This window comes from Sphingobium limneticum (assembly GCF_008710165.1).
Taxonomy (GTDB): domain Bacteria; phylum Pseudomonadota; class Alphaproteobacteria; order Sphingomonadales; family Sphingomonadaceae; genus Sphingobium; species Sphingobium limneticum.
This window is the reverse complement of record NZ_VYQA01000010.1, coordinates 170,871-197,641: the sequence shown is the minus strand read 5'-3', so window position 1 is coordinate 197,641 and position 26,771 is coordinate 170,871. Positions and strand designations below refer to the sequence as shown.

The following is a 26,771-nucleotide window of genomic DNA, read 5'->3' as shown; positions in this document are numbered from 1 at the left end:
GAGGTTGCTTCCCCCTCACCCAGCTTCGACTAGGCAGCACGCTGCTAAGTCTGCGCAGCCCTCTCCCCCTGAGGGGAGAGGGATAAGGATGTTAACCGCCGCCGGGCGCGTTGTGGCCGCCGGCGGGGACGGGGCCGCCGCTGGGGGCGTGGCTGTGGTCGGGGTTGCTGTCCCATTCGATATGATAGAGGTCGAAACGGCGGTCGCGCAGGTTGCGGACGGTCCCTTCGGCGCGGGCCCAGCTGAGGTCGGCGAGGTTGACGTCCGCCATGGTCAGCGTTTCGACATTCTCCGTCGATTCCGCAGCGATGCCGTCGCGCGCGAAGGGGAGATCGCAGGGGGTCAGGATCGCGCTCTGGGCATATTGGATGTCCATATTGTCGACGTTCGGCAGATTGCCGACATTGCCCGACATGACGACATAGCATTGATTTTCGATCGCACGGGCCTGCGCGCAATAGCGCACGCGCAGATAGCCCAGGCGCGAGTCGGTGCAGAAGGGCACGAAGATGATGCGCGCGCCCTGATCCACCAGGCGGCGGGCGAGTTCGGGAAATTCGCTGTCGTAACAGATGAGTACGCCGATCGGGCCGCAGTCGGTCTGGATCACGTCGAGGGAATCGCCGCCCTTGATGTTCCACCAGAAGGCTTCGTTGGGGGTCGGATGGATCTTTTCCTGCGTGTGGATCGAGCCATCGCGGAGCGCCACATAGGCGATATTCTGGATATCGCCATCGTCGGCACGGGTCGGGTGGGAACCGCCGATGATGTTGATATTATATTCCAGCGCCATCCGCCCAAGCTCCTTGGTCAGGCGCGGGGTATAGGCGGTCAGCTTGTCGATCGCCTCCACCGGGGTCAGCTTCTTCGTCTCGTAGGAGAGAAGCGGCAGGGTGAAGAGTTCGGGGAAGATGATGAAGTCGGAGCGATAATCGGCCGCGACATCGACGAAATATTCGACGTTGCGAATGAATTCGTCGAAATTCTCGACCGCGCGCGCCTGAAGCTGGCAGGTGGCGATGCGGACGCTTTCGACGCCGCGCGGCACCCGCATTTCGGGCGCTTCGTCGGGATCGACATAGGGATTGCGCCAGACGAGATGGGCGGCGTGGCCGTCCGACTGCTTGTCTTCGGGCAGGTAGTTTTCGAGGACACCGAGCGGTTCGAACTGGTTCTTGAGCTGGAAGCTGATCACCTGATCGCGCATCTTGCCGGTGACGACCTTGTCCAGATAATCGGCCGGGCCGTGGACGCGGCGCTTGGCGCGGGCGTAGCCGGGCATGCGGCCGGCGATGACGATGCCGTGCAGGTCCAGCTCTTCCGTGAGTTCCTTGCGCTCGTCATAGAGGCGCTGGCCGATGCGCAACCCGCGCAGCTTGGGATCGACCGCCATTTCATAGCCGTAGAGCCATTCGCCCGCCGCGCTGTGCCGGGTGCCGAAGCCGTTGGCGGTGATTTCATCCCAGTCATGGACGGCAAAGGCCATCGCCTTGCTGACGCGCATCGTGGCGCAATAGCCAACCACCCGGTCGTCATAGAGGGCGACGAAACAGCCATTGGGGAAATTGTTGATCTGACCCCGGATGGTGGCCAGCGAATAATTGGGCATGCCCGGATAGGCGCGGGCGATCAGCCGTTGAATGCCGCGCACGTCGGACGGGACCGCGGCGCGGACGTCCAGGCGTTTTTTGGTGGCGGTGGTCACTGCGCAATCTCCCTCGTCGCAATCTGTCGGCAGCCGTTCCCCGGCGAAGGCCGGGGTCCAGTCCTGCGGGCGGAACTGGACCCCGGCCTTCGCCGGGGAACAAGCCATTTTGAGGCCGTATTAAAAAGGAAAAGGCGGCGCCGGGTATCCGGCGCCGCCTCATTCCGCTTCCGTACTGAACTGCGCAGGCGCAGATCAGTTCCCTACTTTCAGGCCCACTTGCCCATTTCGGTTTCGAGGTTGGCGCGGATCGCTTCGAAGAACTGCTCCGTGGTCATCCACGACTGTTCCGGACCGATCAGCAGCGCCAGATCCTTGGTCATCGCGCCGCTTTCGACGGTCTGGATGCAGACGCGCTCCAGCGTTTCGGCGAACTTGACGACTTCGGGCGTCTCGTCGAACTTGCCGCGGAACTTGAGGCCGCCGGTCCAGGCGAAGATCGAGGCGATCGGGTTGGTCGAGGTCGCCTTGCCCTGCTGATGCTGGCGATAGTGGCGGGTGACGGTGCCGTGGGCGGCTTCCGCTTCGACGGTCTTGCCGTCGGGCGAGAGCAGGACCGAGGTCATGAGGCCGAGCGAGCCGAAGCCCTGTGCCACCTGATCCGACTGGACGTCGCCGTCATAGTTCTTGCAGGCCCAGACGAATTCGCCGCTCCACTTGAGCGCGGAGGCGACCATGTCGTCGATCAGGCGATGTTCGTAGACGATGCCGGTGTCCTTGAACTTCTGCGCGAAGCCTTCGGTTTCGAACACTTCCTGGAACAGATCCTTGAAGCGGCCGTCATAGGCCTTGAGGATGGTGTTCTTGGTCGACAGATAGACCGGCCATTTGAGGTTGAGGCCATAGTTGAACGAGGCGCGCGCGAAGTCGCGGATCGAATCGTCCAGGTTGTACATCGCCATGGCGACGCCCGAGCCGGGGAAGTCGAACACTTCGCGGTCGATCGTCTCGCCATTTTCGCCTTCGAAGACGAGGCGCAGCTTGCCGGCGCCGGGCACCTTGAAATCGGTGGCGCGATACTGGTCGCCAAAGGCGTGACGGCCCACGACGATCGGCTTGGTCCAGCCCGGAATCAGGCGGGGGACGTTGGAAATGACGATCGGTTCGCGGAAGACGACGCCGCCCAGGATGTTGCGGATGGTGCCGTTGGGCGACTTCCACATCGACTTGAGGTTGAATTCTTCGACGCGCTGTTCGTCGGGCGTGATGGTGGCGCACTTCACGCCGACGCCATATTCCTTGATCGCGTTGGCGGAATCGATCGTGATCTGATCGTTCGTCTCGTCACGCTTTTCGACGCTGAGGTCGTAATATTTGAGGTCGATGTCGAGATAGGGGAGAATGAGGCGTTCGCGAATCCATTCCCAGATGATGCGGGTCATTTCGTCGCCGTCGATTTCCACGACGGGGTTCTTCACCTTGATCTTCGCCATAGCGCCTATTCGCCTTCTTTCTACTGGGTGGAATATGGGGACGCACTAGGGAAAGCGGCGGCAATGTTCAACCGTGCAGGGGCATGAATCTGCCGTGTGCGGAGCCTTGTCCCGGATCGGTCGTTGTCAGGGGGCGGCTCTCTCCCTAAAGACGGTGACCATGGAAAATGATGAGATCACGATTGCCGCCGGCGGCAATGTCAAATGGCGCTTCCCTTCGGTCCATCCGGAGGGGATGAAGTTCGGCCTGATCGCCGTGGCGATCACCGCCGTCCTGTTCCTGCTGGGCTGGGAAATCGTCGGCTGGCTGATGCTGATGGTGACGATCTGGGTCTTTGCTTTCTTCCGCGATCCGGTGCGCGCCGTGCCGCAGGATGAGGGCGCGATCATCGCGCCGGCCGATGGCCTCGTCACGCTGATCCAGCGGGTGCCGCCGCCGCGCGAAATGGCGGGCGAGCATGGGCTGGGCGACCAGCCGCTGATCCGCGTGTCGATCTTCATGAGCGTGTTCGACGTGCATATCAATCGCACGCCGATCGGCGGGACGATCAAGTCGGTGGTCTATATCAGCGGCAAGTTTTTGAACGCGGACCTGGACAAGGCGAGCGAGGATAATGAGCGCCAGCACATCCTGGTCGAGCGGCATGATGGCGTGCGCATCGGCTTTACGCAGATTGCGGGGCTGGTCGCGCGGCGGATCGTGCCGTTCGTGAAGCCCGGCGACATGGTCGCGGCCGGGCAGCGGATCGGCCTGATCCGCTTCGGCAGCCGCGTCGACGTCTATCTGCCCGCCGGTACCGCGCCGCGCGTGATCCTGGGCCAGCGTACCGTCGCGGGCGAGACGATCCTGGGGCAGATGGGCGATACGCGCGTGATTGCGGGTATTCAGCAGTGAGCCAGATTTTTGCCATCGTGACTGAGGCTTGCGCATGAGCCGGCAGCGGCGCGCGGTGCCGCGCGGGCTGCGCCGCGGCATTACGCTGCGGATGCTGGCGCCCAATGCGGTGACGGCGATGGCGCTGTGCTTCGGCCTTACGGGCGTGCGCTACGGCATTTCGGGCGAGTGGGAGCGGGCGGTGCTGTCCATCCTGTTCGCCGGTGTGCTGGACGGGCTGGACGGGCGGATCGCGCGGATGTTGCGCGGCGAGAGCCGGTTCGGTGCGGAACTGGATTCGCTGTCCGATTCGATCGCGTTCGGCGTGGCGCCGGCGTTGATCCTCTATCTCTGGTCGCTTTATGCCATGCCGAAATTCGGCTGGATCTTCGCGCTGGCGCATGCGCTGTCCTGCGCGCTGCGTCTGGCGCGGTTCAATGCGGCGATCGATGCGGACGAGCAGCCGCACAAGTCGGCGGGCTTCCTGACCGGCGTTCCGGCGCCGGCGGGGGCGGGGCTGGCCTTCGTGCCGCTCTATCTGTGGCTGGTGACGGGCGAGGATATTTTCCGCGCCTGGTATGTGGTGGCGCCCTGGGCGGCGTTCGTCGCCTTCCTGATGATTTCCAACATCGCGACCTATAGCTGGTCGGCGCTGCGGCTGCGCAAGCGCATCCGGCTGGAGATGATCGCGCTGGCGGGTTTGCTGGCCGCGTTGCTGGTGACCGATCCCTGGCTGACGTTGCTGATGATCTGCGCGGTCTATGTGGTGCTGATCCCGTTCGGGATCATGTCCTACGCCAAGGTGCGCAAGCAGCGGGAGAGTGCGGCGGCCGCGCCGACTGTCTGAATAGCGATGGACCGTTCGCCAGATCTATGGCGCTAGTCGCTTCTCGACTGCGCTGGAAGCGAATGGTTGAGGATGAGGCGCTCATCCAGAAAGAGTGCGGCGCTTCGACAGGCTCAGCGCGAACGGAGTGAGGGAAGCCTGATCGTTCAGGCTTGCCTCGTTCAGGCGGCCAGCGCGCGGCTGTGCGTGATGCGGGTCGGACGGGGCGCCGGCTGCGCCACGCGGGGGCGGCGGATGCGGATATGATAGACCGGCGGGTTCTGAGGGATCGGTTCGAACTGGAGCGCTGCCACCATCTTGTCATGATAGAGTGCGAACATCCAGGCGATGGTGCCGATGGCCAGCAGGAAAGCGCCGGAGAACAGGGTTGCGGCAACAAGAGCGAACATAAGGATCACTTTCTGTCTTGCCATCTACACGACATGGCTCATTATGACGGATTGAACGGGCGTTAACCGTATTTGTTCCGTCTGTTCCCTTTATGTTCTCATTCGAGAACGGCGTCAACCCTTGCCAATCATTTTTTTCGACGCTAAAGGCGCGACCATTCCACATGGGAATCGACATATCCGGTGCCACGCGCCGCCTTTGAGGCAGCTTCGCGGTTCCTGATTCCCAGAGGGCCAACCGGAAGGAGAACTATTATGGCGGCACCTGTCGTCACCATGCACCAATTGATCGAGGCTGGCGCCCATTTCGGCCACCAGACCCACCGTTGGAATCCGCGCATGAAGCCGTACATCTTCGGCGAGCGCAACGGCATCCACATCCTTGACCTGTCGCAGACCGTGCCCCTGTTCGGCCGTGCGCTCGACTTCGTGTCGGGCACCGTCGCCGCCGGCGGCAAGGTGCTGTTCGTGGGTACCAAGCGCCAGGCGCAGGACCCGATCGCGGACGCCGCCCGCAAGTCGGGCCAGCATTTCGTCAACCATCGTTGGCTGGGCGGCATGCTCACCAACTGGAAGACCATTTCGGGTTCGATCAAGCGCCTGAAGACCCTCGAGGAAAAGCTGTCGGGCGATACCCACGGCTTCACCAAGAAGGAAGTCCTTCAGATGACCCGCGAGCGCGAGAAGCTGGAACTGTCGCTGGGCGGTATCCGCGACATGAACGGCATCCCCGACGTGATGTTCGTGATCGACGCGAACAAGGAAGAGCTGGCGATCAAGGAAGCCAACACGCTGGGTATCCCGGTCGTCGCGATCCTGGATTCGAACGTGTCGCCCGACGGCATCGCTTTCCCGGTTCCCGCGAACGATGACGCCAGCCGCGCCATCCGCCTCTACTGCGACGCCATCGCCGCCGCCGCCACCAAGGGCAACCGTGGTGCGCAGCAGGCTTCGGGCGTCGACCTGGGCGCGCTGGACGAGCCGGCCGCCGAAGAGATCGTTGCCGAAGCCTAAAAGCGTCGCACGACTGCAAGATTGGCGAACTAGAGGGTTGCGATCGGTATAAGATAGCTGGTTCCCGGCGAAAGTCGGGAGCCAGATCGGACCGTCCAACTGGACCCCGGCCTGCGCCGGGGAACGCAACCCAAGAGGGCGCGCTCCACCGGAACGCGCCCTAACGCCTATTTTGAACATATGAATTTTTGAACCATCCAAGAATTTAGGAGCCGAAACATGGCCGAGATTACTGCTGCCGCCGTCAAGGAACTGCGCGACCGTTCGGGCGCGGGCATGATGGATTGCAAGAAGGCGCTCACCGAAGCCAATGGCGACATCGAAGCGGCAACCGACTGGCTGCGTGCCAAGGGTCTGGCCGCTGCGCAGAAGAAGTCGAGCCGCACCGCCGCTGAAGGCCTGGTCGGCGTCGTCGTCGCCGGCACCAAGGGCGTCGCCGTCGAAGTGAACAGCGAAACCGACTTCGTCGCCAAGAACGACCAGTTCCAGGACTTCGTCCGCACCGTGTCGACCGTCGCTCTGGAAAGCGGCGCTGCCGATGCCGAAGCGCTGACTGCGCAGGCGCACCCCGCCGGCGGCACGATCGCTGAAAAGCTGGTCGCCAACATCGCCACCATCGGCGAAAACCAGAATGTCCGTCGCGTCGCCCATGTCGAAGTGACCGAAGGCGTCGTCGTTCCTTACGTCCACAACGCGGCTGCACCGGGCCTGGGCAAGATCGGCGTGCTGGTCGCGCTGGAAGGCAATGCGCCGGCCGACGTTCTGGAGCCGCTGGGCAAGCAGCTGGCCATGCACATCGCCGCCGCTTTCCCGCTGGCGCTGTCGGCCGACGACATCGACCCGGCGCTGCTGGAGCGTGAACGCGCCATCGCCGCCGAAAAGGCCGCCGAATCGGGCAAGCCCGCCGAAATCGTCGCCAAGATGGTCGACGGTGCGGTCGCCAAGTTCGCCAAGGAACAGGCCCTGCTGTCGCAGATCTTCGTGATGGACAACAAGACGCCGGTCGCCGACGTCGTCGCCAAGGCCGCCAAGGATGCCGGCGCGACGATCACGCTGAAGTCCTATGTCCGCTTCCAGCTGGGCGAAGGCATCGAAAAGGAAGTCAGCGACTTCGCGGCGGAAGTCGCAGCCGCCGCCGGCGTCTGATCGACCGCTTTCCAAGCGATACGGAAAAAGGAAGGGGCGTCCTGAAAGGGGCGCCCCTTTTTCGTTGGGTTGGGGTGCGTGATTGCGGGGATATTGAGCGGGGGGTCGTTATCCGTCTCAGGCATTGGGTGGATTGTTCATCATGCTGAGATGAAGTGGGTGCCGTTGCTCAAGAGGCATTCATTGCTGGTGGCTAAGGGCGGTGTTGGGTGGAGAGCAGACTGGCGGTTTTTTTAGCCCTCTCCCGTTTTTCACGGGAGAGGGTTGGGTGAGGGTCTTCCTTCTTTTTGGCAGGAAGTGGTTGTCCAGAAAGAAGAAAGGCCCTCACCGACTGCGACTAAGGCAGCAAGCTGCCAAGTCTCCGTACCCTCTCCCGCGAAAGCGGGAGAGGGTAAAAGGGTATCCGCTTCTGATCGGTCAGCCGACTTTCCCAAAATTCCCGGAATCGCAAAGGATCGTCGTGTTTGCGGTGTCGTTTGCATATGAAGACATGCAGCATGGCTTCGTCACGCGCGGCGTTGCCGTCCTCAATCCGCTGGCCGCGCCGCGCCATCCCGAACTGGCGGCGCTTCTCGACATGCCTGCGCGATAAGCTGCATATCGGCAACAATCGCCCTTCCCATTATGCGCATGCGCCACTAATGTCCGGCCGCTTTCCCTTTCCACCTATCCAAGGATTCTTGCCCCGCATGACCCGGCCTGCCTACAAGCGCATCCTGTTGAAATTGTCCGGCGAAGTGCTGATGGGGCAGGGGCAGTTCGGCATCGAGCCGGAAACCGTGGCGCGTGTCGCAGGCGAGATTGCCGCGGCCAAGGATGCCGGGTTCGAAATCTGCGTCGTCGTGGGTGGCGGCAATATCTTCCGGGGGCTGGCCGGTGCGGCCAAGGGCTTCGACAGGGCGAGCGCCGATTATATGGGCATGCTCGCCACCGTCATGAATGCACTGGCGGTGCAGAACGGGCTGGAGAAGCTGGGCTATGATACCCGCGTCCAGTCGGCCATTCCGATGGCGTCGGTGTGCGAACCCTATATTCGCCGCAAGGCCGAGCGGCATATGGAAAAGGGCCGGATCGTCATCTTTGCAGCGGGCACCGGCAGCCCCTTCTTCACTACCGATACCACCGCAGCCTTGCGCGCGGCGGAAATGAATTGCGACGCCCTGTTCAAGGGCACCAGCGTCGATGGCATCTACAATGCCGATCCCAAGAAGGTGGCCGACGCTGTCCGTTATGAAAGCATCAGTTTCGATCAGGTTCTGAACGATAATCTGAAGGTCATGGATGCCAGCGCGATCGCGCTGTGCCGTGAAAACAACATTCCCATCGTCGTGTTCAACATCCGTGAAACCGGGAACCTTGCCACCGTGCTGGCCGGGCAGGGTGTCGCGACGATCGTGCAGAATCAGGAGTCCTAAGTCATGCCGCAATATAACAAGTCCGACCTGGAGCGCCGCATGGCCGGCGCGATCGAAGCGCTGCGTGGCGACCTGACGGGTCTGCGCACCGGCCGCGCCAATGTGCAGCTGCTCGATCCCGTCATGGTCACCGTCTATGGCGCGAACATGCCGCTCAATCAGGTGGCGACCGTGTCCGCGCCCGAACCGCGCATGTTGTCGGTGCAGGTGTGGGACAAGACCAATGTGGGGCCGTGCGACAAGGCGATCCGCTCGGCGGGCCTGGGCCTCAACCCCATCGTCGACGGGCAGACGCTGCGCCTGCCGATCCCCGACCTGACCGAGGAGCGGCGCAAGGAACTGGCCAAGCTCGCCAGCAAATATGCCGAAGGCGCGCGCATCGCGGTGCGCAACGTCCGCCGCGACGGCATGGACAGCCTGAAGACCGACGAGAAGAAGGGCGAAATCAGCGAAGACGAGCGCAAGCGCCTGGAAACCGAAGTGCAGAAGATGACCGACAGCACGATCGTGGATATCGACGCGCTGGCGACGTCGAAGGAAAAGGAAATCCTCGGCCAGTAAGCCGGGGCTTTTCTTTCGCGGCCAAAACACGCATGTCCTTCTGATGGCCACTCAAGCCAAGCCCGATCTGACCAGCGTCGCGTCCGACCATGGCGCGCGCCATGTCGCCATCATCATGGACGGCAATGGCCGCTGGGCCAAGAAACGGCTGTTGCCGCGCGTGGCCGGTCATCGGGCGGGCGTGGAGGCGGTGCGGCGCGTGGCGCGGGCGGCGCAGGATCTGGGCCTGGAATGTCTGACGCTCTACGCCTTTTCCTCCGAAAACTGGAAGCGGCCGGCGAGCGAAGTCGCGGACCTGATGGGGCTGCTGCGCCATTTCATCCAGTCCGATATCGACGAGTTTCACGCCAATGGCGTGCGGTTGCGGGTGATCGGCAATTATCGTGCGCTCGAACCCTCGCTGGTCGACCTGATCGAAGGCGCGATGGCGCGCACGGCGGGCAATAGCGGGCCGATCATCGCGATCGCGCTCAACTATGGCGCGCAGGACGAGATGGTGCAGGCGGTGCAGAGCCTTGCCGCACGCGCGGCGGCGGGCGAGATCGCGGCCGAGGCGATCGGCGCGGCCGATATCGACGGGGCGCTCTATACCGCCGGGCTGCCGCCGCTGGACCTGATGGTCCGGACGTCGGGCGAGCAGCGGCTGAGTAATTTCATGCTGTGGCAGGCGGCCTATGCCGAGCTTTATTTCACCGACACGCTATGGCCGGATTTCGGCGCCGACGCTCTGGCCCAGGCGCTGGATGCGTTCCGCATGAGGGACCGCCGTTTCGGCGGATTGTGATCGAATGACGAGCGAATTGCGGACCCGCAGCATCGTGGGCGTCGCGCTGATCGCGGTGGCGCTGGGTGCGCTGCTGTCGGGTGGCCTGATCTTCTGGACGCTGCTGGTGATAGCCGGCGTGTTGATGCAGGGGGAATGGGGCGACCTGACCGGGGCGACCCCCGAGCGGCGCAAGTCGGCGATGTTTGCCGTGTCGATCCCGCTGGCGCTGCTGTGCCCCTATGCGGCCGGGATCGACTGGCCGGTGCTGATCGCGGGGGCGGCGGCGTTCTTCTTCGTCCTGTTCACCAGCCGCAGCGTGAAGCTGGCGCTCGGCATTCCCTATATCTGCCTGCCGATCGTGGCCCTGCTCTATCTGCGCGGGCAGGAGCCGAATATCTTCGGGCTGCTGCTGGCCTTCTGGGCATTGGGGCTGGTGTGGGCGACGGATATCGGCGCCTATTTTGCGGGCCGTTCGATCGGCGGGCCTAAGCTGGCGCCGCGGATCAGCCCGTCCAAGACCTGGGCGGGGCTGGCCGGTGGCGTGCTGGCCGCGCTGGTGCTGGGCTTCCTGCTGCATCGCTTCGCCGACTTGCCGATCCAGCTGGCGGCGGCGAGCGGCCTGTTGGCGGTGGCGGCGCAGGCGGGCGACCTGCTGGAAAGTCATATGAAGCGCCGGGCGGGCGTGAAAGATAGCGGGACGTTGCTGCCGGGTCATGGCGGGGTGATGGACCGGCTGGATGGGGTGGCGACGGCCGCGCCGCTGGCTGCCATCCTCTATTGGCTGCTGGTCGCAGGCGCATGAAAAGCGTCTCTATTTTCGGTGCGACCGGATCGGTCGGCCTGTCGACGCTGGATCTGATCCGGCGCGAACCCGATGCCTATAAGGTCGTGGCGCTGACTGCGAACAGCGATGTGGACGGTCTGGCGGCGCAGGCGAAGGCGACCGGTGCGCAGATTGCCGTGATCGGGCAGGCACGGCTGTACGGCGCGCTAAAGGAGGCGCTGGCCGGGTCGGGTGTCGAGGCGGCGGCGGGCGAGGAGGCTCTGGTTTCGGCGGCGCAGACGGGTGCGGACTGGACCATGGCGTCGATCGTGGGCTGCGCGGGGCTGCGGCCGACGATCGCGGCGCTGAAGGCCGGGGGCACGGTGGCGCTGGCCAACAAGGAGTCGCTGGTATCGGCCGGCGCGCTGATGATGGAGGCGGCGAGCGCATCCGGTGCGACGTTGCTGCCGGTCGACAGCGAGCATAATGCTATTTTTCAGTGTCTTGCCGGCAGCCGTTTGGAAGATGTCGCAAGAATTACCCTGACCGCGAGCGGCGGCCCATTCCGCACGAAGAGCCGGGACGAGATGGCGGCGATGACCCCGGCGCAGGCGGTGGCGCATCCCAACTGGTCGATGGGCGCCAAGATCAGCGTCGATAGCGCGACGATGATGAACAAGGGGCTGGAACTGATCGAGGCGGCCTATCTCTTCCCGGTCGGGTTGGACCGGATCGAGATATTGGTGCACCCCCAGTCGGTGATTCATTCGATGGTCGAATATCGCGACCGGTCCACTTTGGCGCAGCTGGGGTCGCCGGACATGCGCATTCCCATCGCCCATGCGCTGGCCTGGCCCCAGCGGATCGCCACGCCGTGCCAGCCGCTGGACCTGACACGCATTGGCAGGCTCGATTTCGAAGCACCTGATCTGGAACGCTTTCCCGCGCTCCGCTTGGCGCGCGATGCGGCGCAGGCGGGCGGTGCGACCCCGGCCATTTTGAATGCGGCCAATGAAGTGGCGGTCGCGGCCTTCCTTTCTGGGCGGATCGGCTTCCTTGATATCGCCATGATTGTAGAGGATGTGTTGAACCGTTATAGCGCGGCCAGCCCTGCTACGATCGACGATGTGCTGGCCGCCGACGGGCAGGCCCGTACGCAGGCGGGCCAAGTGATGGAAAGATTGACGGCTTGATCCACAATCCCGGTTTCCTGTTGACCGCACTCGCCTTTGTGGCGGTCATCGGACCGCTCGTCTTCGTGCATGAGCTGGGCCATTATCTGGTCGGGCGCTGGTGCGGGGTGAAGGCGGAGGCCTTTTCGATCGGCTTCGGGCCAGAAATCTTCGCCTGGGTCGACCGGCGCGGTACCCGCTGGCGCGTCGCGGCGCTGCCTCTGGGGGGCTATGTCCGTTTCAAGGGCGACATGAATGCGGCGAGCATGACCGATCCGGCCTGGCTGGAAATGTCGGCGCAGGACCGGGCGGAAAGCTTCCCGGCCAAGCCGCTGTGGCAGCGCGCGGCGATCGTGGCGGCCGGGCCGGCGATCAATTTCCTGTTCGCGATCCTGATTCTGGCGACCTTCGCCTTCGTCCATGGCGAAAGCCGCACGCCGGCAGTGGCGGGCGTGGTGCAGCCGGGCAGCGCGGCGGCGGCAGCTGGGCTGAAGGCCGGCGACCGGATCGTGTCGCTGGGCGGCCGGGACATGGCGACCTTCGACGATATCCGCCTCTATGCGCAGATCCGCCCCGGCGAAGCGGTCGCGATGGTGATCGAGCGGGACGGCAAGACCTTCGCCCGCGACGGCAAGATCGGCAGCGTCACCGAGGATGACGGTTTTGGCAACACATTCCAGATCGGTCGGCTGGGCCTGGCGCCCGGCGATCCGGTAGTTGAACCGGTGAGCCTGCTGCGCGCGCCGGTGGTGGCGATCGAGCGCACGGGGCAGATCGTGCGCACCATGATCGAGACGATGGGCCAGATTTTCAGCGGCGGCCGGTCGGTCAAGGAATTGGGCGGGCCGTTGAAGATCGCGCAGGTTTCGGGCCAGGCGGCGACGCTGGGCATCGAAAGCTTCATCTTCTTCGTGGCACTCATCTCGATTAACTTGGGGTTCATCAACCTGTTGCCAATTCCCATGCTGGATGGCGGGCATCTGCTCTTTTACGGGATCGAAGCGGTGCAGCGGCGGCCGGTCAGCGCGCAGGCGCAGGAATGGGCCTACAGGTCCGGCCTGGCGGTGCTGATGGCGATGATGCTGCTGGTGACTTTCAACGATTTGTCGTCTTTCGGGCTTTGGAAGAGCCTGTCCGGCTTGATCGGTTGACGCGCATCGGGCAGGGAAGCCCGGTTTGGCGTCGTCTGTGTCGGCGGAAACATTTTATTGCGAGTTTTTGAGGTGATGCGGGTGACAGCGATGAAGAGCAGCTTGAGGCAGCGCCCGGTCGTGGCCGCCCTGTTGGCGACGACCATGATTGCGGGCGTGCAGGCCCAGCAAGCGGCGGCCCAGCAGACGCCGGCACCGGCAGGCACGCTGGCCGCGCCCGCAGGAGCGCCGGCCGCCACTTCGCCGACGCAGGGCACGGTCCGCGCGATCAGCGTGATCGGCACCCAGCGCCTGGAACCGGACACGATATTGTCCTACACCAAGCTGCGCATCGGCCAGCCCTACAGCCAGGAGAGCCTGGACCAGGCGCTGCGCGACCTGTACGAAACGGAGCTGTTCGCGGACGTCCAGATCCGCAACGACAACGGGTCGCTCACCGTCGAGGTGAAGGAAAACCCGGTCATCAACCGTATCGTCCTTGAAGGTAATAAGCGCCTCAAGGAAGACAAGATTCGTCCTGAAATAAAACTGGCTCCGCGCCAAATCTACACGCGGTCCAAGGTGCGCGCGGACGTTGCCCGTATCGTCGAACTGTATCGCCGCCAGGGCCGTTTCGCCGCGACGATCGAGCCGAAGATGGTCCAGCTGGACCAGAACCGCGTCGACATCGTCTTCGAGATTTCGGAAGGGCCGAAATCCAAGGTCCGCCAGATCAACATCATCGGCAACGAGAAGTTCAAGGACGGCGAGCTGCGCACCCAGATGGTGACGAAGCAGTCGCGCTGGTTCCGCGTCTTTTCGTCGGGCACCAGCTACGATCCCGATCGTCTGGCCTATGACCAGCAGAAGCTGCGCCAATTCTACCTGACCGAAGGCTATGCCGATTTCCGCGTGATTTCCGCCGTGGCGGAGCTGACGCCGGACAAGCAGGACTTCATCATCACCTATGTGGTGGAAGAAGGCGACCGCTACAAATTCGGCGACGTGAAGGTCGAATCCGACATTCGCGACCTGTCCGGCGACGGCCTGACCAAGCGCCTGCCGATGAAGAAGGGCGACTGGTACAACGCCAAGCAGGTCGAAGACACGGTCGATACGCTGAGCGAGACGGCCGGCCTGTTCGGCTATGCCTTCGCCGACGTGTCGCCGGACTTCAACCGGTCGAAGGAAGACCTGACGATGGGGATTAATTTCCGCATCGCCAACGCGCCGCGCGTCTATGTCGAGCGGGTCGACATCAACGGCAACACGCTGACGCAGGACAAGGTCGTGCGCCGCGAATTCCGCCTGGCCGAAGGCGACGCGTTCAACAGCTTCCTGGTGAAGCGGTCGAAGGATCGCATCAATTCGCTCGGCTTCTTCCAGGAGAAGCTGGACGTCGAGCAGAAGCCGGGCTCCGCGCCCGACCGCATCGTGCTGGAAACCAACGTGCAGGAAAAGTCGACCGGCGAATTGTCGCTGTCGGCCGGTTTCTCGAGCCTTGAACGCTTCATCGTGTCGGCGTCGATCACGCAGCGCAACTTCCGCGGCAAGGGCCAGGAACTGCGCACGTCGGTCAATTATTCGGCCTATAGCAAGTCGATCGAAGTGGGCTTTACCGAGCCTTATTTCATGGACAAGAATATCGCGCTGGGCGGTGACATCTATCGCCGCGATCTCAACAGCTTCCGCTATCTGACCAGCAATACGCGCGATACGACCTATGAACAGTCGACCACCGGCTTCCAGATCCGCGCCGGCGTGCCGATCACCGAATATATGTCGCTGGCGCTGCGCTACAGCCTCAATTTCGATGACGTGACGCTGGACAAGGCGACCTATTACACCGACGGGCAGTGCGACCCGATCCTGGCCGGCCGCTATCTGTGCGATGCGATCGGCAAGCGGACGACCTCGTCGCTTGGCTATTCGTTGATCTACGACACCCGCGACAATCGCATTCGCGCGACCCGTGGCCAGAATCTGACGCTGAGCCAGGATTTCGCGGGCCTGGGCGGCAGCGTGAAATATGTTCGTACCCGTTTGCAGGGTGCGAAATATGTACCGCTGGGCGGTGGCTTCATCTTCTCGCTGTCGGGTGAGGGTGGCTATATCCACAGCCTGGAAGGCGAACGTCGTGACTCGACCGGGGCACTGGTCGACCGGGTCCGCCTGACCGACCGCTTCTTCCTGGGCGAGCCGCAATTCCGTGGCTTCGACATTCGCGGCGTCGGCCCGCGCATCGTGCGCCGCTATTACAGCACCACGGTCGAAGGTGGCGTCGCCACCGGCGAACAGATCACCGGCACCAACAACCGGACCGACGACGCGCTGGGCGGCAAGCTCTACTATCTGGCCCGCGCCGAAGTCGAAATCCCGCTGGGTTCGGGCGCTCGTGAAATGGGCCTGCGCCCGTCCATCTTCATGGATGCCGGCGCTGTCGGCGGCCTGAAATCGCCGGGCCTGATCAACGGCACCGGCCAGTTCCCCGGCTATTGCTCGGCCACCGGCCAGACGACTGTCCGCGCGAGCGGCACGGCCGCCAATCCGGTTTGCCCCGTCGCCTATACCAGCGCGTCGGACTATGCGGTGACCGGCGGGTTTGTGGAACAATATCTCGGCGACACGCTCAAGCCGCGTCTGTCGGTGGGCTTTGGCGTCAACTGGAACTCGCCCTTCGGCCCGTTCCGGATCGACATCGCCAAGGCCCTGTTGAAAGAACCAGGGGACGACAACAAGCTCATCACCTTCAACGTAGGGACTCAATTCTGATGAAGACGATTTTCAAGGCCGCGGCTCTGACGCTGGCACCCATGACTGCCATCGCGATGACCGCCGTTCCGGCCGTTGCCCAGACCAAGTCGGGCATCGCCGTGGTCGACCTGGAAGAAGCCGTCGCCAAGAGCGCTGCCTTCACCACGGCGATCAGCCAGATGCAGACCACCTATAAGCCGCAGATCGATGCGCTGAACACGCGTCGCACCGCGATCGAGGCGGACCTCAAGACCAAGGGCGACGCGCTTCAGACCGCGCTGAAGGCCGCCGGCAACAAGCCGACCCCGGCGATCGAAACCCAGTATCAGCAGTATCAGCAGGCGCAGCAGGCCGCACAGGCCGAATTGCAGCGCATGGGCCAGCCGATCGGCCTGGCCCGCGCCTATGTCGAGCAGCAGATCGTCGACAAGCTGGACGACGCGCTGAAGGCCGCGACCGCCAAGACCAAGTCGGAAATCGTGTTCAAGAAGCAGGCGACCGAAAGCTTCGGCGCTGGCGCGGACATCACGCCTGCCGTCATCACCGAACTGAACGGCCTGGTCCCCAGCGTCAGCATCACGCCGCCGGCCGGCTGGCAGCCCGGTGGCCAGGGTCAGGGCGCTGCCGCCGCACCCGCTCCGGCGACCCCGGCGCAGGCACCCAAGTCGCGCTGATAAGAGATGACCGGAGAGGTTGAAACGACCGCCCTTGGCCCGATGGATGTCCGTCGGGTCATGGCCGCGCTGCCGCATCGTTACCCGATGCTGCTGGTGGATCGTGTGGTGACGCTGGTGCCCAACCAGTCGATCCACGCGATCAAGGCGGTGTCGGTGAACGAGCCGTTTTTCCAAGGGCATTTCCCCACGCGGCCGATCATGCCCGGCGTGCTGATCGTGGAAGCGATGGCACAGGCGGCGGGCGTGCTGGCGGTGGAATCGATGAACCTGGCCGATTCGGGCAAGCTCGTCTATTTCATGAGCATCGACGGCGCGAAGTTCCGCACCCCGGTGGAGCCGGGCTGCCTGCTCGACCTGCATGTGGAAGTGACGCAAAATCGCGGCGCGATCTGCAAGTTCAGCGGCAAGGCGCTGATCGACGGCAAGCTGGCGGCGGAAGCCAATTTCGTCGCGATGATCAGCGATCCGCCGAAGGATTAAGTTGAGCACATCCAGGCGCGCGACATGAAGAGAAGGGCGGTCATTGGCCGCCCTTTTTCTGTTGCATGCGGTTTCCGACTTGGGCGACCTATTCCGTAACAACAATTTGCGTGCCTGAGCAGCCGATTTCTGCTATTCTTCACCCATGATCATCATGTGGGATGAGCCGAAGCGATGGGCGAACATCGTCAAACATGGCATCGATTTTGCCGATATTGATGAGAGTTTCTTCGCTTCTGCCATCATTCGTGAGGCCAAGCAGGATCGCTATGCTGCGATCGGGCGGCTGAATGGGGTCATAGCCGTTATTTTCGCAAGATTGGGCAGCGAAGGGATTTCCATCATCTCCGCGCGTCCGGCCAGCAAGATGGAAAGGATGCTCTTCAATGGGTGATCAGGCCTATACCCAAGCCGATGCCGATGCTGTCGCGGATAATCCGGAATGGACGAAAGAGGATTTTGCGCGCGCGGTGCCTTTCAACGAGGCATTTCCGGACCTGGCGGCGACGATCCGCCGTCGCGGCGCGCAAAAGACACCGACGAAGGTGAGTACGACGGTGCGTCTGGATCAGGACGTGTTGGCAAAGTTGAAAGCAGGCGGCCCCGGGTGGCAAACGCGGCTGAATGATGTTTTGCGTAGGGCGCTTGGCGTGTGAGAGTGACTCCATGTGGTGGCCGCGGAAGATATGTCATAGGCTTCATTTGATATGACTGCGCAGAATATCTTGCCAAGGCGCGCCGAACCGGCTAACGGCGCGCCTTCGCTATTTTTCAGCATCCATGGCCGGTCGGAACCGGCCTTTTAACGGAGCACAGTCGCCATGAAGGCCAATACCCACCCCGACTATCACGTCATCACCGTTCAGATGACCGACGGTACCACGTTCCAGACCCGTTCGACCTGGGGCAAGGAAGGCGACACGCTGGCGCTCGACATCGATCCCAAGTCGCATCCGGCATGGACCGGCGGCAACCGTCAGCTGGACACCGGTGGCCAGGTGGCGCGCTTCAACAAGCGTTTCGGCGGTCTGACGCTGAAGAAGTAATCGGCCTTCGATGGTTGAGGAAAAGGGCGCCTGCGGGCGCCTTTTTTTGTGCCTGTCCGGGCGGGCCACCGGGCAAAAAAAGGGCCTCCAGCTAAAAGCTGGAGGCCGAGGTTCAGGGGAGAGTCAACGGCGACAGAAGGGGGTCTGTGGGGGTGCCGCTGATAGGGACTTGTCTAGGCGCGCAATGATGCAGGGGAATGTCCGGCTTGTTGCGGGATGCGCGGGTGGGTGAAATGTTGGGCCTGTGTCGCCTTGGCGGACGGCCATCTTGCGATCCGTTCGCGATCCTGTCAGGCGATGGGTATGGCTGTGCTTGTCTATATCGGGGCCGCGCTGGCGGAGATTGCGGGCTGCTTCGCCTTTTGGGTGTGGCTGCGGATGGGGCGGTCGATCGCGTGGCTGGTGCCCGGCGTCGCGTCGCTATGCCTGTTCGCATGGCTGCTGACGCTGGTGGAGGCGGACAATGCAGGGCGGGCCTATGCGGCCTATGGGTCCATCTATATTCTGGCGGCGGTCGGCTGGCTGTGGGCGGCCGAAGGCGTGCGGCCCGACAGATGGGATCTGATCGGCATGGCCATTTGTTTGATGGGTGGCGCGGTCATCCTGTGGGGGCCGCGATCGGCGTGAGGATTTGCGCTGGACGATGGCAGCGGGCAGAGACGGTCCGGTGAGTGGGAGACGATATGTGCGGACGCTGATGATATTGGGGCTGGCCTGCGCGCTGGCCGGCTGTGGCGAGAGTGGCGCAGACCAGGTGGTGAGCGACAACCGGATCGAGCCGGAAACCGGCGCGACAGCGCAGGTCGCCAAGCTGGACGAGGATTTGCGCAATGGCGTCTTTGCCAAGGCGATCCGCGATAGCGGAGCGGCTTGCCCGGAAGTGACGGGGTCGGAGCGTGCCGAGATCCGCCATGGCGTGCGCGGGTGGAAGGCGCAGTGCAATAATGAGAGCGCGCACCTGATCCAGATCTTGCCCGACGGGACGGCGAAGGTGACCAGCCGGACTTATTGAGGGGTTTTACCTGCGGCCGTTCGTTTCGAGCGGAGTCGAGGAAGGGCGTGCGCGGTGGCTGCGTTTCTCGACATGCTCGAGCCGAACGGGGGTGGGTGGTTTGATCCGAGATCGAACCGTTGCGATGACGTGAATATATAACTCAGCGTTCCCCGGCGAAGGCCGGGGTCCAGTTGCGACTGTGGAACTGGGCCCTTGATGGGAGTCGCGTGCCTCCCATCAACTTCGCCGGGGAACGCTTCATATGAGGTCAGCCTACGCCCCGGCGCGATCTGCGTTGAGGAAGGTGGCGACGTCGTCCAGTACGACGTCCTTCGACAGGAAGGTCTGGCCGATGCCGAGGGCGAGCAGGAAGGGGAGGGTGCCGGCCGCCATCTTCTTGTCATGCAGCATATGGCCGACCAGTTCGGCGCCGTGGGCCTTCACATGCGCGCTGACGAGGTCGTGGGGTAGGCCCACGGCCTGAAGATGCGCGGTCACGCGGTCGGCTTCGTCCGCTGGGCAGAGGCCAAGGCGGGCGGAATAGCGGAAGGCGAGCGCCATGCCGGCGGCGACGCCCTCCCCATGGAGCAGCGTGTCGGAAAAGCCGGTATCGGCCTCCAGCGCATGGCCGAAGGTATGGCCGAGGTTGAGCAGGGCACGGCGGCCGGAGGTTTCGCGCTCATCATCGGCGACGATCGCGGCCTTGGCCTGAACGCTGCGCTCGATCGCGTAGGTGCGCGCGTCCGGATCGCCCGCCAGCAGCGCGGCGGCATTGGCGTCGCACCAGGCGAAGAAGGCGGGATCGTCGATCAGGCCATATTTGACGACTTCGGCATAGCCGGCGCGGGTTTCGCGCAAGGGCAGGCTGTCGAGCGTCGAGGGGTCGATGAGGACCAGGGCGGGCTGGTAGAAGCTGCCGATCAGATTCTTGCCGGCCTTCGCATTGATCGCGGTCTTGCCGCCGACCGACGAATCGACCTGCGCCAGCAAAGTGGTGGGCACCTGGATGAAGTGGCAGCCGCGTTTCAGGATAGAGGCGGCAAAGCCGACCAGATCGCCGATCACGCCGCCGCCCAGCGCGACGATATGGTCGCCGCGTTCGATTTCCAGCGCGAGCAGCGCGTCGAGCAGCTGTTCCAGATGGCGCCAGCTCTTGGTCTGTTCGCCCGGTGGCAGGATGATCGGTTCGACCGCGATGTCGGCGGCGCGCAGGCTGGCGTCGAGGCGGGGCAGCTGGGCCTTGGCCACATTGGCGTCGGTGACGACGACCAGGCGCCCCTTGCGCGCATAGGGGGCGAGGATGGTGCCGGCGCGGTCGAGCGCGCCCTGTTCGATCAGGATATCATAGCTGCGCGCACCCAGCGCGACGCGGACTAATGCCATGCGGTCAATTGCTCCATGATGCTGTCGACCGCGACTTCATGCGGGGCGGCGATGCTTTTTACATGAATGGGCGCGAGCGCGTAGACGGGGTTGCGCACCGCCGCCAGTTCCGTGAGGACGATGCGGGGATCGCGATTTTTGAGCAGCGGGCGGCTTTCTCGCCGGGCGACGCGATCGACCAGTATCTCGATATCCGCGTCCAGCCAGATGGCGGTCGCGGCGTCGAGAATCAGTTTGCGCGTTTCATCCTGCATGAAGGCGCCGCCGCCGGTGGCGATGACCTTTGGCACGCCGTCCATCAGCCGGGCGATGACCCGCCGTTCGCCGTCGCGGAAATAGGATTCGCCATAGCGTTCGAAAATCTCCGTCACGGTCATGCCGGCGGCCTTTTCAATCTCTTCGTCGGCGTCGACGAAGTTGAGGCCGAGGCGGGCCGCAAGACGGCGGCCGACCGTGGATTTGCCCACGCCCATCATCCCCACCAGGACGATGGGACCGCGTCGCGCCGGGCTGTGGGGGATTTTGCTGTTTCGCTGCATGGCTTGCGGGGCTATACAGCCAGCCGTCACAGAGGCAAATCGCATCTTTTTCTTTCCCCCGGCCAAGTTTCCGGGCCAGTCATAGCCAAGGACTTATGAAGAATAATCGCAACTTCAGCAGTTTCGAAGGTAGCCAGCGTCGCCGTGGCACCAGCTTGCCGATCATCCCTATCGCTTTGGTCCTGTTGCTTGTCGCACTGCTGGCCTTTTTCTGGTCGCGCGGTGGCGAGCAGCCGCAGCAGCGCGTCGAAAAGGTCATCCCCGCAGAGAAGCTGGGCCAGTAAGGCGGATGCGCTGGCCGCGCGCTAATGCGAAATGGGCGCTGGGCAGCTTTGCGCTGGCGCTGACCCTGCCGGTCGTCGCGCAGCAGGCGCCCGAATCGCTGCTGCCGCCCGGTTTCGGCGATGCGCCCGAAGCGCCGGCCGCGCCGCGTCCGGCCCAGCCGGCGCAGGGCGCGCCGGTCGTCATCCGGCCGCCGGCCGCGACGCCATCCACACCGATGGTGCAGCCGCTCAATCCGGCGACACCGCCCGACCTGTCGCTGATCCAGGCGCAGAATGCGGCCGAAGACGCGCTGACGCCCGAGGAAATCGCGGCGCAGAAGGCGAAATATGACCTGCCCGAAACGGCGCGCCGGTCGCTGGAGCGGATCGGGCCGCTGACGCCGCAGACGCGCGGGTTCGAGCCGGACGCCTTTGGGGGCGAATCCGGCAAATATCTGGCCGCGCTGATGAAGCAGACCCATGCGCCGATCGTGTCGCGATGGGCCTCCATCCTGTTGCGCCGGGCGTTGCTGAGCGCGGTCGATACGCCGCGCGACATCGACGGGGCGGACTGGGCGGCGGAGCGCGCCTGGTTGCTGCTGCGCATGGGCGAGGCGGACAATGCCCGATTGATGGTGCAGAGCGTGGACGCGGATCGCTATTCGCCGCGCCTCTATGCCGTGGCGATGGAAACCTATCTGGCGGCGGCCGATCCGGCAGGGCTGTGTCCGCTGTGGGCCGGCGCGCTGCGCTTCAGCAAGGCGCCCGGTTGGGACATGACGCGGGCGATCTGCCCGGCGCTGTCGGGCGATCAGGGCACGTCGAGCGGTGCGCTCAACCAGGCGCAACGCAAGGGCGTGGTACGCGGTATCGACTATCGGCTGGCCGAGAAGATCGTGGGCACCGGTTTCAACGCGCGTCGGTCGGTGAAGATCGAATGGGATGGCGTCGACCGCCTGACCGCCTGGCGCTTTGGCCTGGCGACGGCGCTGAATGTCGAAATTCCCGATACGCTGTACGGCACCGTCGGCCCGCATGTGCGGGCGTGGGAAGCGCGCGCGCCGGCGTTGAGCGCGGTGAAGCGCCGGCCGGGCGTCGATATCGCGGCGCGGCTGGGGGTATTGTCCAGCGCGGCGCTGGTCGGTTTCTATGGTCAGATGGGGACGGATGGCGATGCGCCGGCCGATGCCGCCGACCGGATCGATTCGCTGCGCACCGCCTTTTCCGGGGCGACGGTGGGCGACCGGATCGGCGCGATGCACAATTGGTGGGGCGATAATGGCAAGCCCGACTATCTGGGCCTGATAGCGACGGCGCGGGCTGCCGCCGCGCTGCCGGTGGCGCAGGCCGATGCGCAGGATGCGGCCAATCTGGTCGGATCCATGCTGACGGCCGGTTATGACCGCAACGCGGCGCGCTGGGCGCGGGCGCTGGGGCAGCTGGACGGAGCGGGGGCTTCGCAATTCTGGGCGTTGCTGGCGGTCGGGGCGCCGAGCGCGGTGGTCGAGATCAACAGCAGCCGCGTGTCCGGCTATGTCGGCGATGTCGGCGCGGACAAGGGGCGGATGCTGATTGCGGCGCTGGCCGGTCTGTCGCGCCTGCCCGCGCAGGATGCCGCCACGCTGGCGCAGGATAATGGCTTTGCGCTCAGCGCCAACAGCCGTTGGGCGCGCGCCATCGGTGCGGCGGCGCAGCGGGGCGAGAAGGGCACGGTCGCGTTGCTGGCGGCCGTCGGCATGCAGGGCAATGACTGGAGCCGCTTGCCGGCCGGGCACCTCTATCATGTCGTGGCCGCGCTGCATCGCGTGGGACTGGACCCCGAGGCGCGGATGATCGCGGCCGAGGCGATCAGCCGGGCCTGATCATGACAGCAGATGACGCCGGCCTGATCGACCGCTTTCTGGAAATGATGGCGGCGGAACGCGGCGCGTCGCGCAATACGCTGCTGGCCTATCGGGCCGACCTGAACGGTGCGGGCGAGCTGCTGGGCGGACTGGCCGGGGCGAGCAAGGATGGGCTGGGGACGCTGGCTGTCGCCTGGGCGGCACTGGCGGCGTCGTCCGTGGCGCGCAAGGCGTCGGCATTGCGGGCCTTTTACGGCTTTCTGGAGGAAGAGGGGCTGCGCGCCGACAATCCCTCCGCCGCGCTGCCGCGCCCGGTGACGCAGCGCGCCTTGCCGAAGATCTTGTCGGTGGCGGAGGTGGATCGATTCTTTGCGACGATCGCCGAACGGCTGGATGTAGAGCATCCCGTGCCGGCGGACCTGCGGCTCGCGGCGCTGATCGAGCTGCTTTATGGGTCGGGCTTGCGCGCGACCGAACTGGTGTCGTTGCCGCGCCGGGCGCTGTCGCATGATCGGCCATTCCTGATCCTGAAGGGGAAGGGCGCGCGCGAGCGGCTGGTGCCGATTTCGGACCGGGCGCGGGCCGCGGTCGCCGTCTGGCTGCCGCATGTGCCGGGGGACAGTATGTGGCTGTTTCCCTCGGGCAAGAGCCATTTGAGCCGCATAAGGCTATACCAGCTGGTCAAGACATTGGCGGCGGCGAGCGGTATCGCGCCCGAGCGGGTCAGCCCGCATGTGTTGCGCCATGCCTTTGCCACGCATCTGCTGGAAGGGGGCGCGGATCTGCGCGCGTTGCAATCCATGCTGGGCCATGCGGATATCGGCACGACGCAAATCTATACCCATGTCGATAGCCGGCGGCTGGTCGAACTGGTCAACCAGCGGCATCCGCTGGCGGGGATGCGCGCGAAGAAGCCGCATCAGCGCGTTGACGACGACGCGCCAGCGCCGTAACGCACGGGCCATGGTAAGCTTTCTGGAATTCGAAAAGCCGATCGCTGAGCTGGAAGCGCGCATCGTTGAATTGCGCGCCACCGCCAGTGTGGGCGACATCAACATCGACGGCGAGATCGCGACGCTGGAGCAGCGCGCGGCCAAGCTGTTGTCCGACACCTATGGCAAGTTGACGCCCTGGCAGAAGACGCAGGTGGCGCGGCATGCCGAACGCCCGCACTTCAAGGACTATGTCGCGGGCATGTTCGACAATTTCATGCCGCTGGCCGGCGACCGCGCCTTTGCCGACGATCAGGCGATCATCGGCGGCTTCGCGACGCTGGGTGAGCGCAAGGTGATGGTGATCGGCCATGAAAAGGGCGACGATACCGCCAGCCGCGTGCGCCACAATTTCGGCATGGCCAAGCCCGAAGGCTATCGCAAGGCGATCCGCCTGATGGAATTGGCCGACCGGTTCGGCCTGCCGGTCGTCAGCCTGGTCGATACGTCGGGCGCCTTTCCGGGCGTTCAGGCGGAAGAGCGCGGTCAGGCCGAAGCCATTGCGCGTTCGACCGAGGCCTGCCTGAAGCTGGGCGTGCCGATGGTCGCGGCGGTGGTGGGCGAAGGCGGGTCGGGCGGCGCGATCGCGCTGGCGGCGGCCAACCGCGTGCTGATGTTCGAACATGCCATCTATTCGGTGATCTCGCCCGAAGGCTGCGCGTCGATCCTGTGGCGTACCGCCGACAAGGCGAGCGATGCGGCGACCGCGATGCAGGTGACGGCGCAACATTTGAAGGCGCTGGGCGTGATCGACCGGATCGTGGCGGAACCGGTGGGCGGCGCCCATCGCGATCCGGTGCAGGCGATCGCCAATCTGGGTGGTGCGATCGAGGCGGAACTGGGTGCGCTCGATGGGTTGTCGGCCGATGCGCTGCGCACCGACCGCGCCGACAAGTTTCTGGCCATCGGCGCTTAACGAAGTTTTAGCTGGACCCCGGCCTTCGCCGGGGAACAGGCTCCATTGACCGTTTAACTACTGGCTTTTTCTGGAACGGGCCGCCATTTCCGTCGTTACGTTGGGGTAACGTCGAGGGTGGAGAGACATGGACTGGAAGTGGAAGCTGGGCTGCGCCGGCGCGGTGCTGGCGATGGCGGCGAGTGCGCCGGTGGTGATCGGGCAGCAGCGGGCGATTCGCACGGTGTCGAACATCAGTGCGCAGGACAAGGCGAGCGGCGCCAAGCAGCATCCTGAATTGATGAAGGAATTTGGCGGCGCCTATGTGGGGCCACAGGCCAAATATGTAGAGGGCGTGGGTCGCCGCATCGCGGTGCAATCGGGCCTGTCCAATGCGCAGGGGGACTTTACCGTCACCCTGCTCAATTCGCCGGTGAACAACGCCTTCGCCATTCCGGGCGGCTATGTCTACGTCACGCGCCAGTTGATGGCGTTGATGAACGACGAGGCGGAACTGGCCGGCGTGCTGGGCCATGAAGTGGGGCATGTCGCGGCTCAGCATGGCCAGCGGCGGCAACAGGCGGCGCAGCGCAATGCGGTCGGCGGCGCGCTGCTGGGTGCGTTGGCGGGCGCGTTGCTGGGCGATTCGGGCTTTTCGGGGCTGATCCAGAAAGGGATCGGCACGGGCAGCCAGTTGTTGACGCTCAAATTTTCGCGCACGCAGGAGTATGAGGCGGATGACCTCGGCATCCGCTATCTGGCGAGCGGTGGATATGATCCGCGCGCCCTGTCCGACATGCTGGCATCGCTGGCGGCGCAGAGTGACCTGGATGCGCAGGTGACGGGCAATGCCCGATCGACGCCGGCCTGGGCGAGCACCCACCCTGATCCCGGCGCGCGCGTGGAGCGAGCCGCCAAGGCGGCGGAAGCGACGCGGGCGACCAGCACGGTGCGCAATCGCGATGCCTTCCTGAATGCGGTGGATGGCGTGCTGTACGGCGACGATCCCAAGCAGGGGGTGATCGACGGCAATCGCTTCCGCCATCCCGACCTGCGGCTGAGTTTCACCATACCCAGCGGTTTCGGCATGGAAAATGGCGCCAACGCAGTGTCGATCACCGGATCGGGCGGACAGGCGCAGTTCAGCGCGGCACCCTATTCCGGTAATCTGGACGCCTATATCAACAGCGTCTTCGCCAAGCTGGGCGACGGCAAGGGCGGCGTGCCGGCAGGCGAGATCAGCCGCACGACGATCAACGGCCTGCCGGTCGCCTACCGCACCGTCCGCGCATCGACCCAGTCGAGCCAGGTGGATGCGACCGTCTTCGCTTATGATTTCGGGGGCGGGAAGGCCTATCATTTCCTGCTGCTGACGCAGGCAGGGCAGGGGATCGGCCCGTTCAGCGCAATGTTGCAATCGGTCCAGCGCCTGAGCGCGCAGGAGGCGGCTGCGATCAAGCCGCGCCGCGTCGACGTGGTGACGGTGAAGGCCGGAGACACGGTGCAGTCTTTGGCCAAGAGGATGGCCTATACCGACTATCAGCTGGACCGGTTCCTGACGATCAACGCGCTGGAAGAAAATAGCGCGTTGCGCGCCGGGCAGCGGGTGAAGATCGTCACCTGGTAGGCCTGTAAACGAAAAGAGGCGGCGAACTTTCGTCCGCCGCCTCCTTCTTAATTCGACTAACG

The 26,771-nt window shown here is 64.3% G+C and carries 29 protein-coding genes; 24 read left to right on the top strand and 5 right to left on the bottom strand.

Features of this window, described 5'->3' with window-relative positions; all coding sequences use genetic code 11:
• Positions 1-91 precede the first annotated feature (91 nt).
• Both F4U95_RS14865 and F4U95_RS14860 read right to left on the bottom strand, forming a co-directional pair.
• Positions 92-1,705, bottom strand: coding sequence for a carbon-nitrogen hydrolase family protein (locus F4U95_RS14865; RefSeq protein ID WP_120250542.1), 1,614 nt, complete (start codon positions 1,703-1,705; stop codon positions 92-94).
• 209 nt (positions 1,706-1,914) lie between these two features.
• Positions 1,915-3,138, bottom strand: coding sequence for an NADP-dependent isocitrate dehydrogenase (locus F4U95_RS14860; RefSeq protein WP_120250541.1), 1,224 nt, complete (start codon positions 3,136-3,138; stop codon positions 1,915-1,917).
• A gap of 160 nt (positions 3,139-3,298) precedes the next feature.
• Here F4U95_RS14860 and F4U95_RS14855 point away from each other — a divergent pair, with 160 nt between their 5' ends.
• Both F4U95_RS14855 and F4U95_RS14850 read left to right on the top strand, forming a co-directional pair.
• Complete coding sequence (locus tag F4U95_RS14855; protein WP_150412017.1) at positions 3,299-4,033, top strand: phosphatidylserine decarboxylase; 735 nt, start codon at positions 3,299-3,301, stop codon at positions 4,031-4,033.
• 91 nt (positions 4,034-4,124) lie between these two features.
• Positions 4,125-4,859, top strand: coding sequence for a CDP-alcohol phosphatidyltransferase family protein (locus F4U95_RS14850; protein WP_150426243.1), 735 nt, complete (start codon positions 4,125-4,127; stop codon positions 4,857-4,859).
• Positions 4,860-5,020: 161 nt separating this feature from the next.
• On the opposite strand, the gene F4U95_RS14845 is transcribed toward F4U95_RS14850, so the two are convergent.
• The gene (locus F4U95_RS14845) at positions 5,021-5,248 is read right to left on the bottom strand and encodes a hypothetical protein (RefSeq protein WP_150426242.1); all 228 of its coding nucleotides are present in this window, start codon (positions 5,246-5,248) and stop codon (positions 5,021-5,023) included.
• 255 nt (positions 5,249-5,503) lie between these two features.
• On the opposite strand from F4U95_RS14845, the gene rpsB reads away from it, so the two are divergent.
• The 17 genes from rpsB (at position 5,504) to F4U95_RS14760 (ending at position 19,184) form a co-directional block, all read left to right on the top strand.
• Positions 5,504-6,262, top strand: a complete 759-nt coding sequence (gene rpsB / locus F4U95_RS14840; protein ID WP_120250538.1) for a 30S ribosomal protein S2 — start codon at positions 5,504-5,506, stop codon at positions 6,260-6,262.
• A gap of 219 nt (positions 6,263-6,481) precedes the next feature.
• Complete coding sequence (gene tsf / locus F4U95_RS14835) at positions 6,482-7,408, top strand: translation elongation factor Ts (RefSeq protein WP_150412015.1); 927 nt, start codon at positions 6,482-6,484, stop codon at positions 7,406-7,408.
• Between the two features lie 469 nt (positions 7,409-7,877).
• Positions 7,878-8,000 (top strand): PIN domain-containing protein, encoded by a 123-nt coding sequence (locus F4U95_RS25385; RefSeq protein WP_150426221.1) that lies wholly within the window; start codon positions 7,878-7,880, stop codon positions 7,998-8,000.
• A 97-nt stretch (positions 8,001-8,097) separates the two neighbouring features.
• A complete protein-coding gene (pyrH, locus tag F4U95_RS14825; protein WP_120250536.1) occupies positions 8,098-8,823 on the top strand; it encodes a UMP kinase in 726 nt (241 codons plus the stop codon).
• Positions 8,824-8,826: 3 nt separating this feature from the next.
• Entirely contained in the window at positions 8,827-9,384 is a 558-nt protein-coding gene (gene frr, locus F4U95_RS14820) for a ribosome recycling factor (protein WP_120250535.1), read from the top strand.
• A gap of 43 nt (positions 9,385-9,427) precedes the next feature.
• Positions 9,428-10,168: a polyprenyl diphosphate synthase gene (gene uppS / locus F4U95_RS14815; RefSeq protein ID WP_150426220.1), complete on the top strand. Its 741-nt coding sequence runs from the start codon at positions 9,428-9,430 to the stop codon at positions 10,166-10,168.
• 4 nt (positions 10,169-10,172) lie between these two features.
• Positions 10,173-10,952: a phosphatidate cytidylyltransferase gene (locus F4U95_RS14810; RefSeq protein WP_150426219.1), complete on the top strand. Its 780-nt coding sequence runs from the start codon at positions 10,173-10,175 to the stop codon at positions 10,950-10,952.
• Entirely contained in the window at positions 10,949-12,106 is a 1,158-nt protein-coding gene (locus F4U95_RS14805) for a 1-deoxy-D-xylulose-5-phosphate reductoisomerase (RefSeq protein WP_150426218.1), read from the top strand. The genes F4U95_RS14810 and F4U95_RS14805 overlap by 4 nt, the downstream gene beginning before the upstream one ends.
• On the top strand, positions 12,103-13,236 hold the full coding sequence (gene rseP / locus F4U95_RS14800; protein WP_150426217.1) for an RIP metalloprotease RseP: 1,134 nt from the start codon (positions 12,103-12,105) through the stop codon (positions 13,234-13,236). Before F4U95_RS14805 ends, rseP begins: the two co-directional genes overlap by 4 nt.
• Positions 13,237-13,326: 90 nt before the next feature.
• Positions 13,327-15,987, top strand: a complete 2,661-nt coding sequence (gene bamA, locus F4U95_RS14795; protein WP_211363987.1) for an outer membrane protein assembly factor BamA — start codon at positions 13,327-13,329, stop codon at positions 15,985-15,987.
• A complete protein-coding gene (locus tag F4U95_RS14790; RefSeq protein WP_120250529.1) occupies positions 15,987-16,643 on the top strand; it encodes an OmpH/Skp family outer membrane protein in 657 nt (218 codons plus the stop codon). Before bamA ends, F4U95_RS14790 begins: the two co-directional genes overlap by 1 nt.
• A 6-nt stretch (positions 16,644-16,649) precedes the next feature.
• Positions 16,650-17,126 carry a 3-hydroxyacyl-ACP dehydratase FabZ gene (gene fabZ / locus F4U95_RS14785; protein WP_150426216.1) on the top strand — a complete coding sequence of 159 codons (477 nt, stop codon included), beginning with the start codon at positions 16,650-16,652 and terminating at the stop codon, positions 17,124-17,126.
• A gap of 145 nt (positions 17,127-17,271) precedes the next feature.
• Positions 17,272-17,520, top strand: a complete 249-nt coding sequence (locus tag F4U95_RS14780; protein WP_150426215.1) for a BrnT family toxin — start codon at positions 17,272-17,274, stop codon at positions 17,518-17,520.
• Positions 17,513-17,782: a BrnA antitoxin family protein gene (locus F4U95_RS14775; protein WP_120250526.1), complete on the top strand. Its 270-nt coding sequence runs from the start codon at positions 17,513-17,515 to the stop codon at positions 17,780-17,782. Before F4U95_RS14780 ends, F4U95_RS14775 begins: the two co-directional genes overlap by 8 nt.
• A 165-nt stretch (positions 17,783-17,947) precedes the next feature.
• Positions 17,948-18,172 (top strand): 50S ribosomal protein L31, encoded by a 225-nt coding sequence (gene rpmE / locus F4U95_RS14770; RefSeq protein ID WP_120250525.1) that lies wholly within the window; start codon positions 17,948-17,950, stop codon positions 18,170-18,172.
• A 303-nt stretch (positions 18,173-18,475) separates the two neighbouring features.
• Positions 18,476-18,799 carry a YnfA family protein gene (locus F4U95_RS14765; protein WP_150426214.1) on the top strand — a complete coding sequence of 108 codons (324 nt, stop codon included), beginning with the start codon at positions 18,476-18,478 and terminating at the stop codon, positions 18,797-18,799.
• A gap of 70 nt (positions 18,800-18,869) precedes the next feature.
• The gene (locus F4U95_RS14760; RefSeq protein ID WP_211363988.1) at positions 18,870-19,184 is read left to right on the top strand and encodes a hypothetical protein; all 315 of its coding nucleotides are present in this window, start codon (positions 18,870-18,872) and stop codon (positions 19,182-19,184) included.
• A gap of 255 nt (positions 19,185-19,439) precedes the next feature.
• On the opposite strand, the gene aroB is transcribed toward F4U95_RS14760, so the two are convergent.
• On the bottom strand, positions 19,440-20,549 hold the full coding sequence (gene aroB / locus F4U95_RS14755) for a 3-dehydroquinate synthase (protein WP_150426213.1): 1,110 nt from the start codon (positions 20,547-20,549) through the stop codon (positions 19,440-19,442).
• Positions 20,540-21,088: a shikimate kinase gene (locus F4U95_RS14750; RefSeq protein ID WP_120250523.1), complete on the bottom strand. Its 549-nt coding sequence runs from the start codon at positions 21,086-21,088 to the stop codon at positions 20,540-20,542. The genes aroB and F4U95_RS14750 overlap by 10 nt, the downstream gene beginning before the upstream one ends.
• Before the next feature lie 95 nt (positions 21,089-21,183).
• Here F4U95_RS14750 and F4U95_RS14745 point away from each other — a divergent pair, with 95 nt between their 5' ends.
• From F4U95_RS14745 to F4U95_RS14725, 5 genes are all read left to right on the top strand, one after another.
• Entirely contained in the window at positions 21,184-21,372 is a 189-nt protein-coding gene (locus tag F4U95_RS14745; RefSeq protein ID WP_150426212.1) for a hypothetical protein, read from the top strand.
• Positions 21,373-21,377: 5 nt separating this feature from the next.
• Positions 21,378-23,213: a hypothetical protein gene (locus tag F4U95_RS14740; protein WP_150426211.1), complete on the top strand. Its 1,836-nt coding sequence runs from the start codon at positions 21,378-21,380 to the stop codon at positions 23,211-23,213.
• 2 nt (positions 23,214-23,215) lie between these two features.
• Positions 23,216-24,148 carry a tyrosine recombinase gene (locus tag F4U95_RS14735; protein WP_150426210.1) on the top strand — a complete coding sequence of 311 codons (933 nt, stop codon included), beginning with the start codon at positions 23,216-23,218 and terminating at the stop codon, positions 24,146-24,148.
• A 10-nt stretch (positions 24,149-24,158) separates the two neighbouring features.
• Positions 24,159-25,103 carry an acetyl-CoA carboxylase carboxyltransferase subunit alpha gene (locus F4U95_RS14730; protein WP_150426209.1) on the top strand — a complete coding sequence of 315 codons (945 nt, stop codon included), beginning with the start codon at positions 24,159-24,161 and terminating at the stop codon, positions 25,101-25,103.
• Positions 25,104-25,230: 127 nt separating this feature from the next.
• Positions 25,231-26,709, top strand: a complete 1,479-nt coding sequence (locus F4U95_RS14725) for a M48 family metalloprotease (protein ID WP_150426208.1) — start codon at positions 25,231-25,233, stop codon at positions 26,707-26,709.
• Positions 26,710-26,771: the final 62 nt, after the last annotated feature.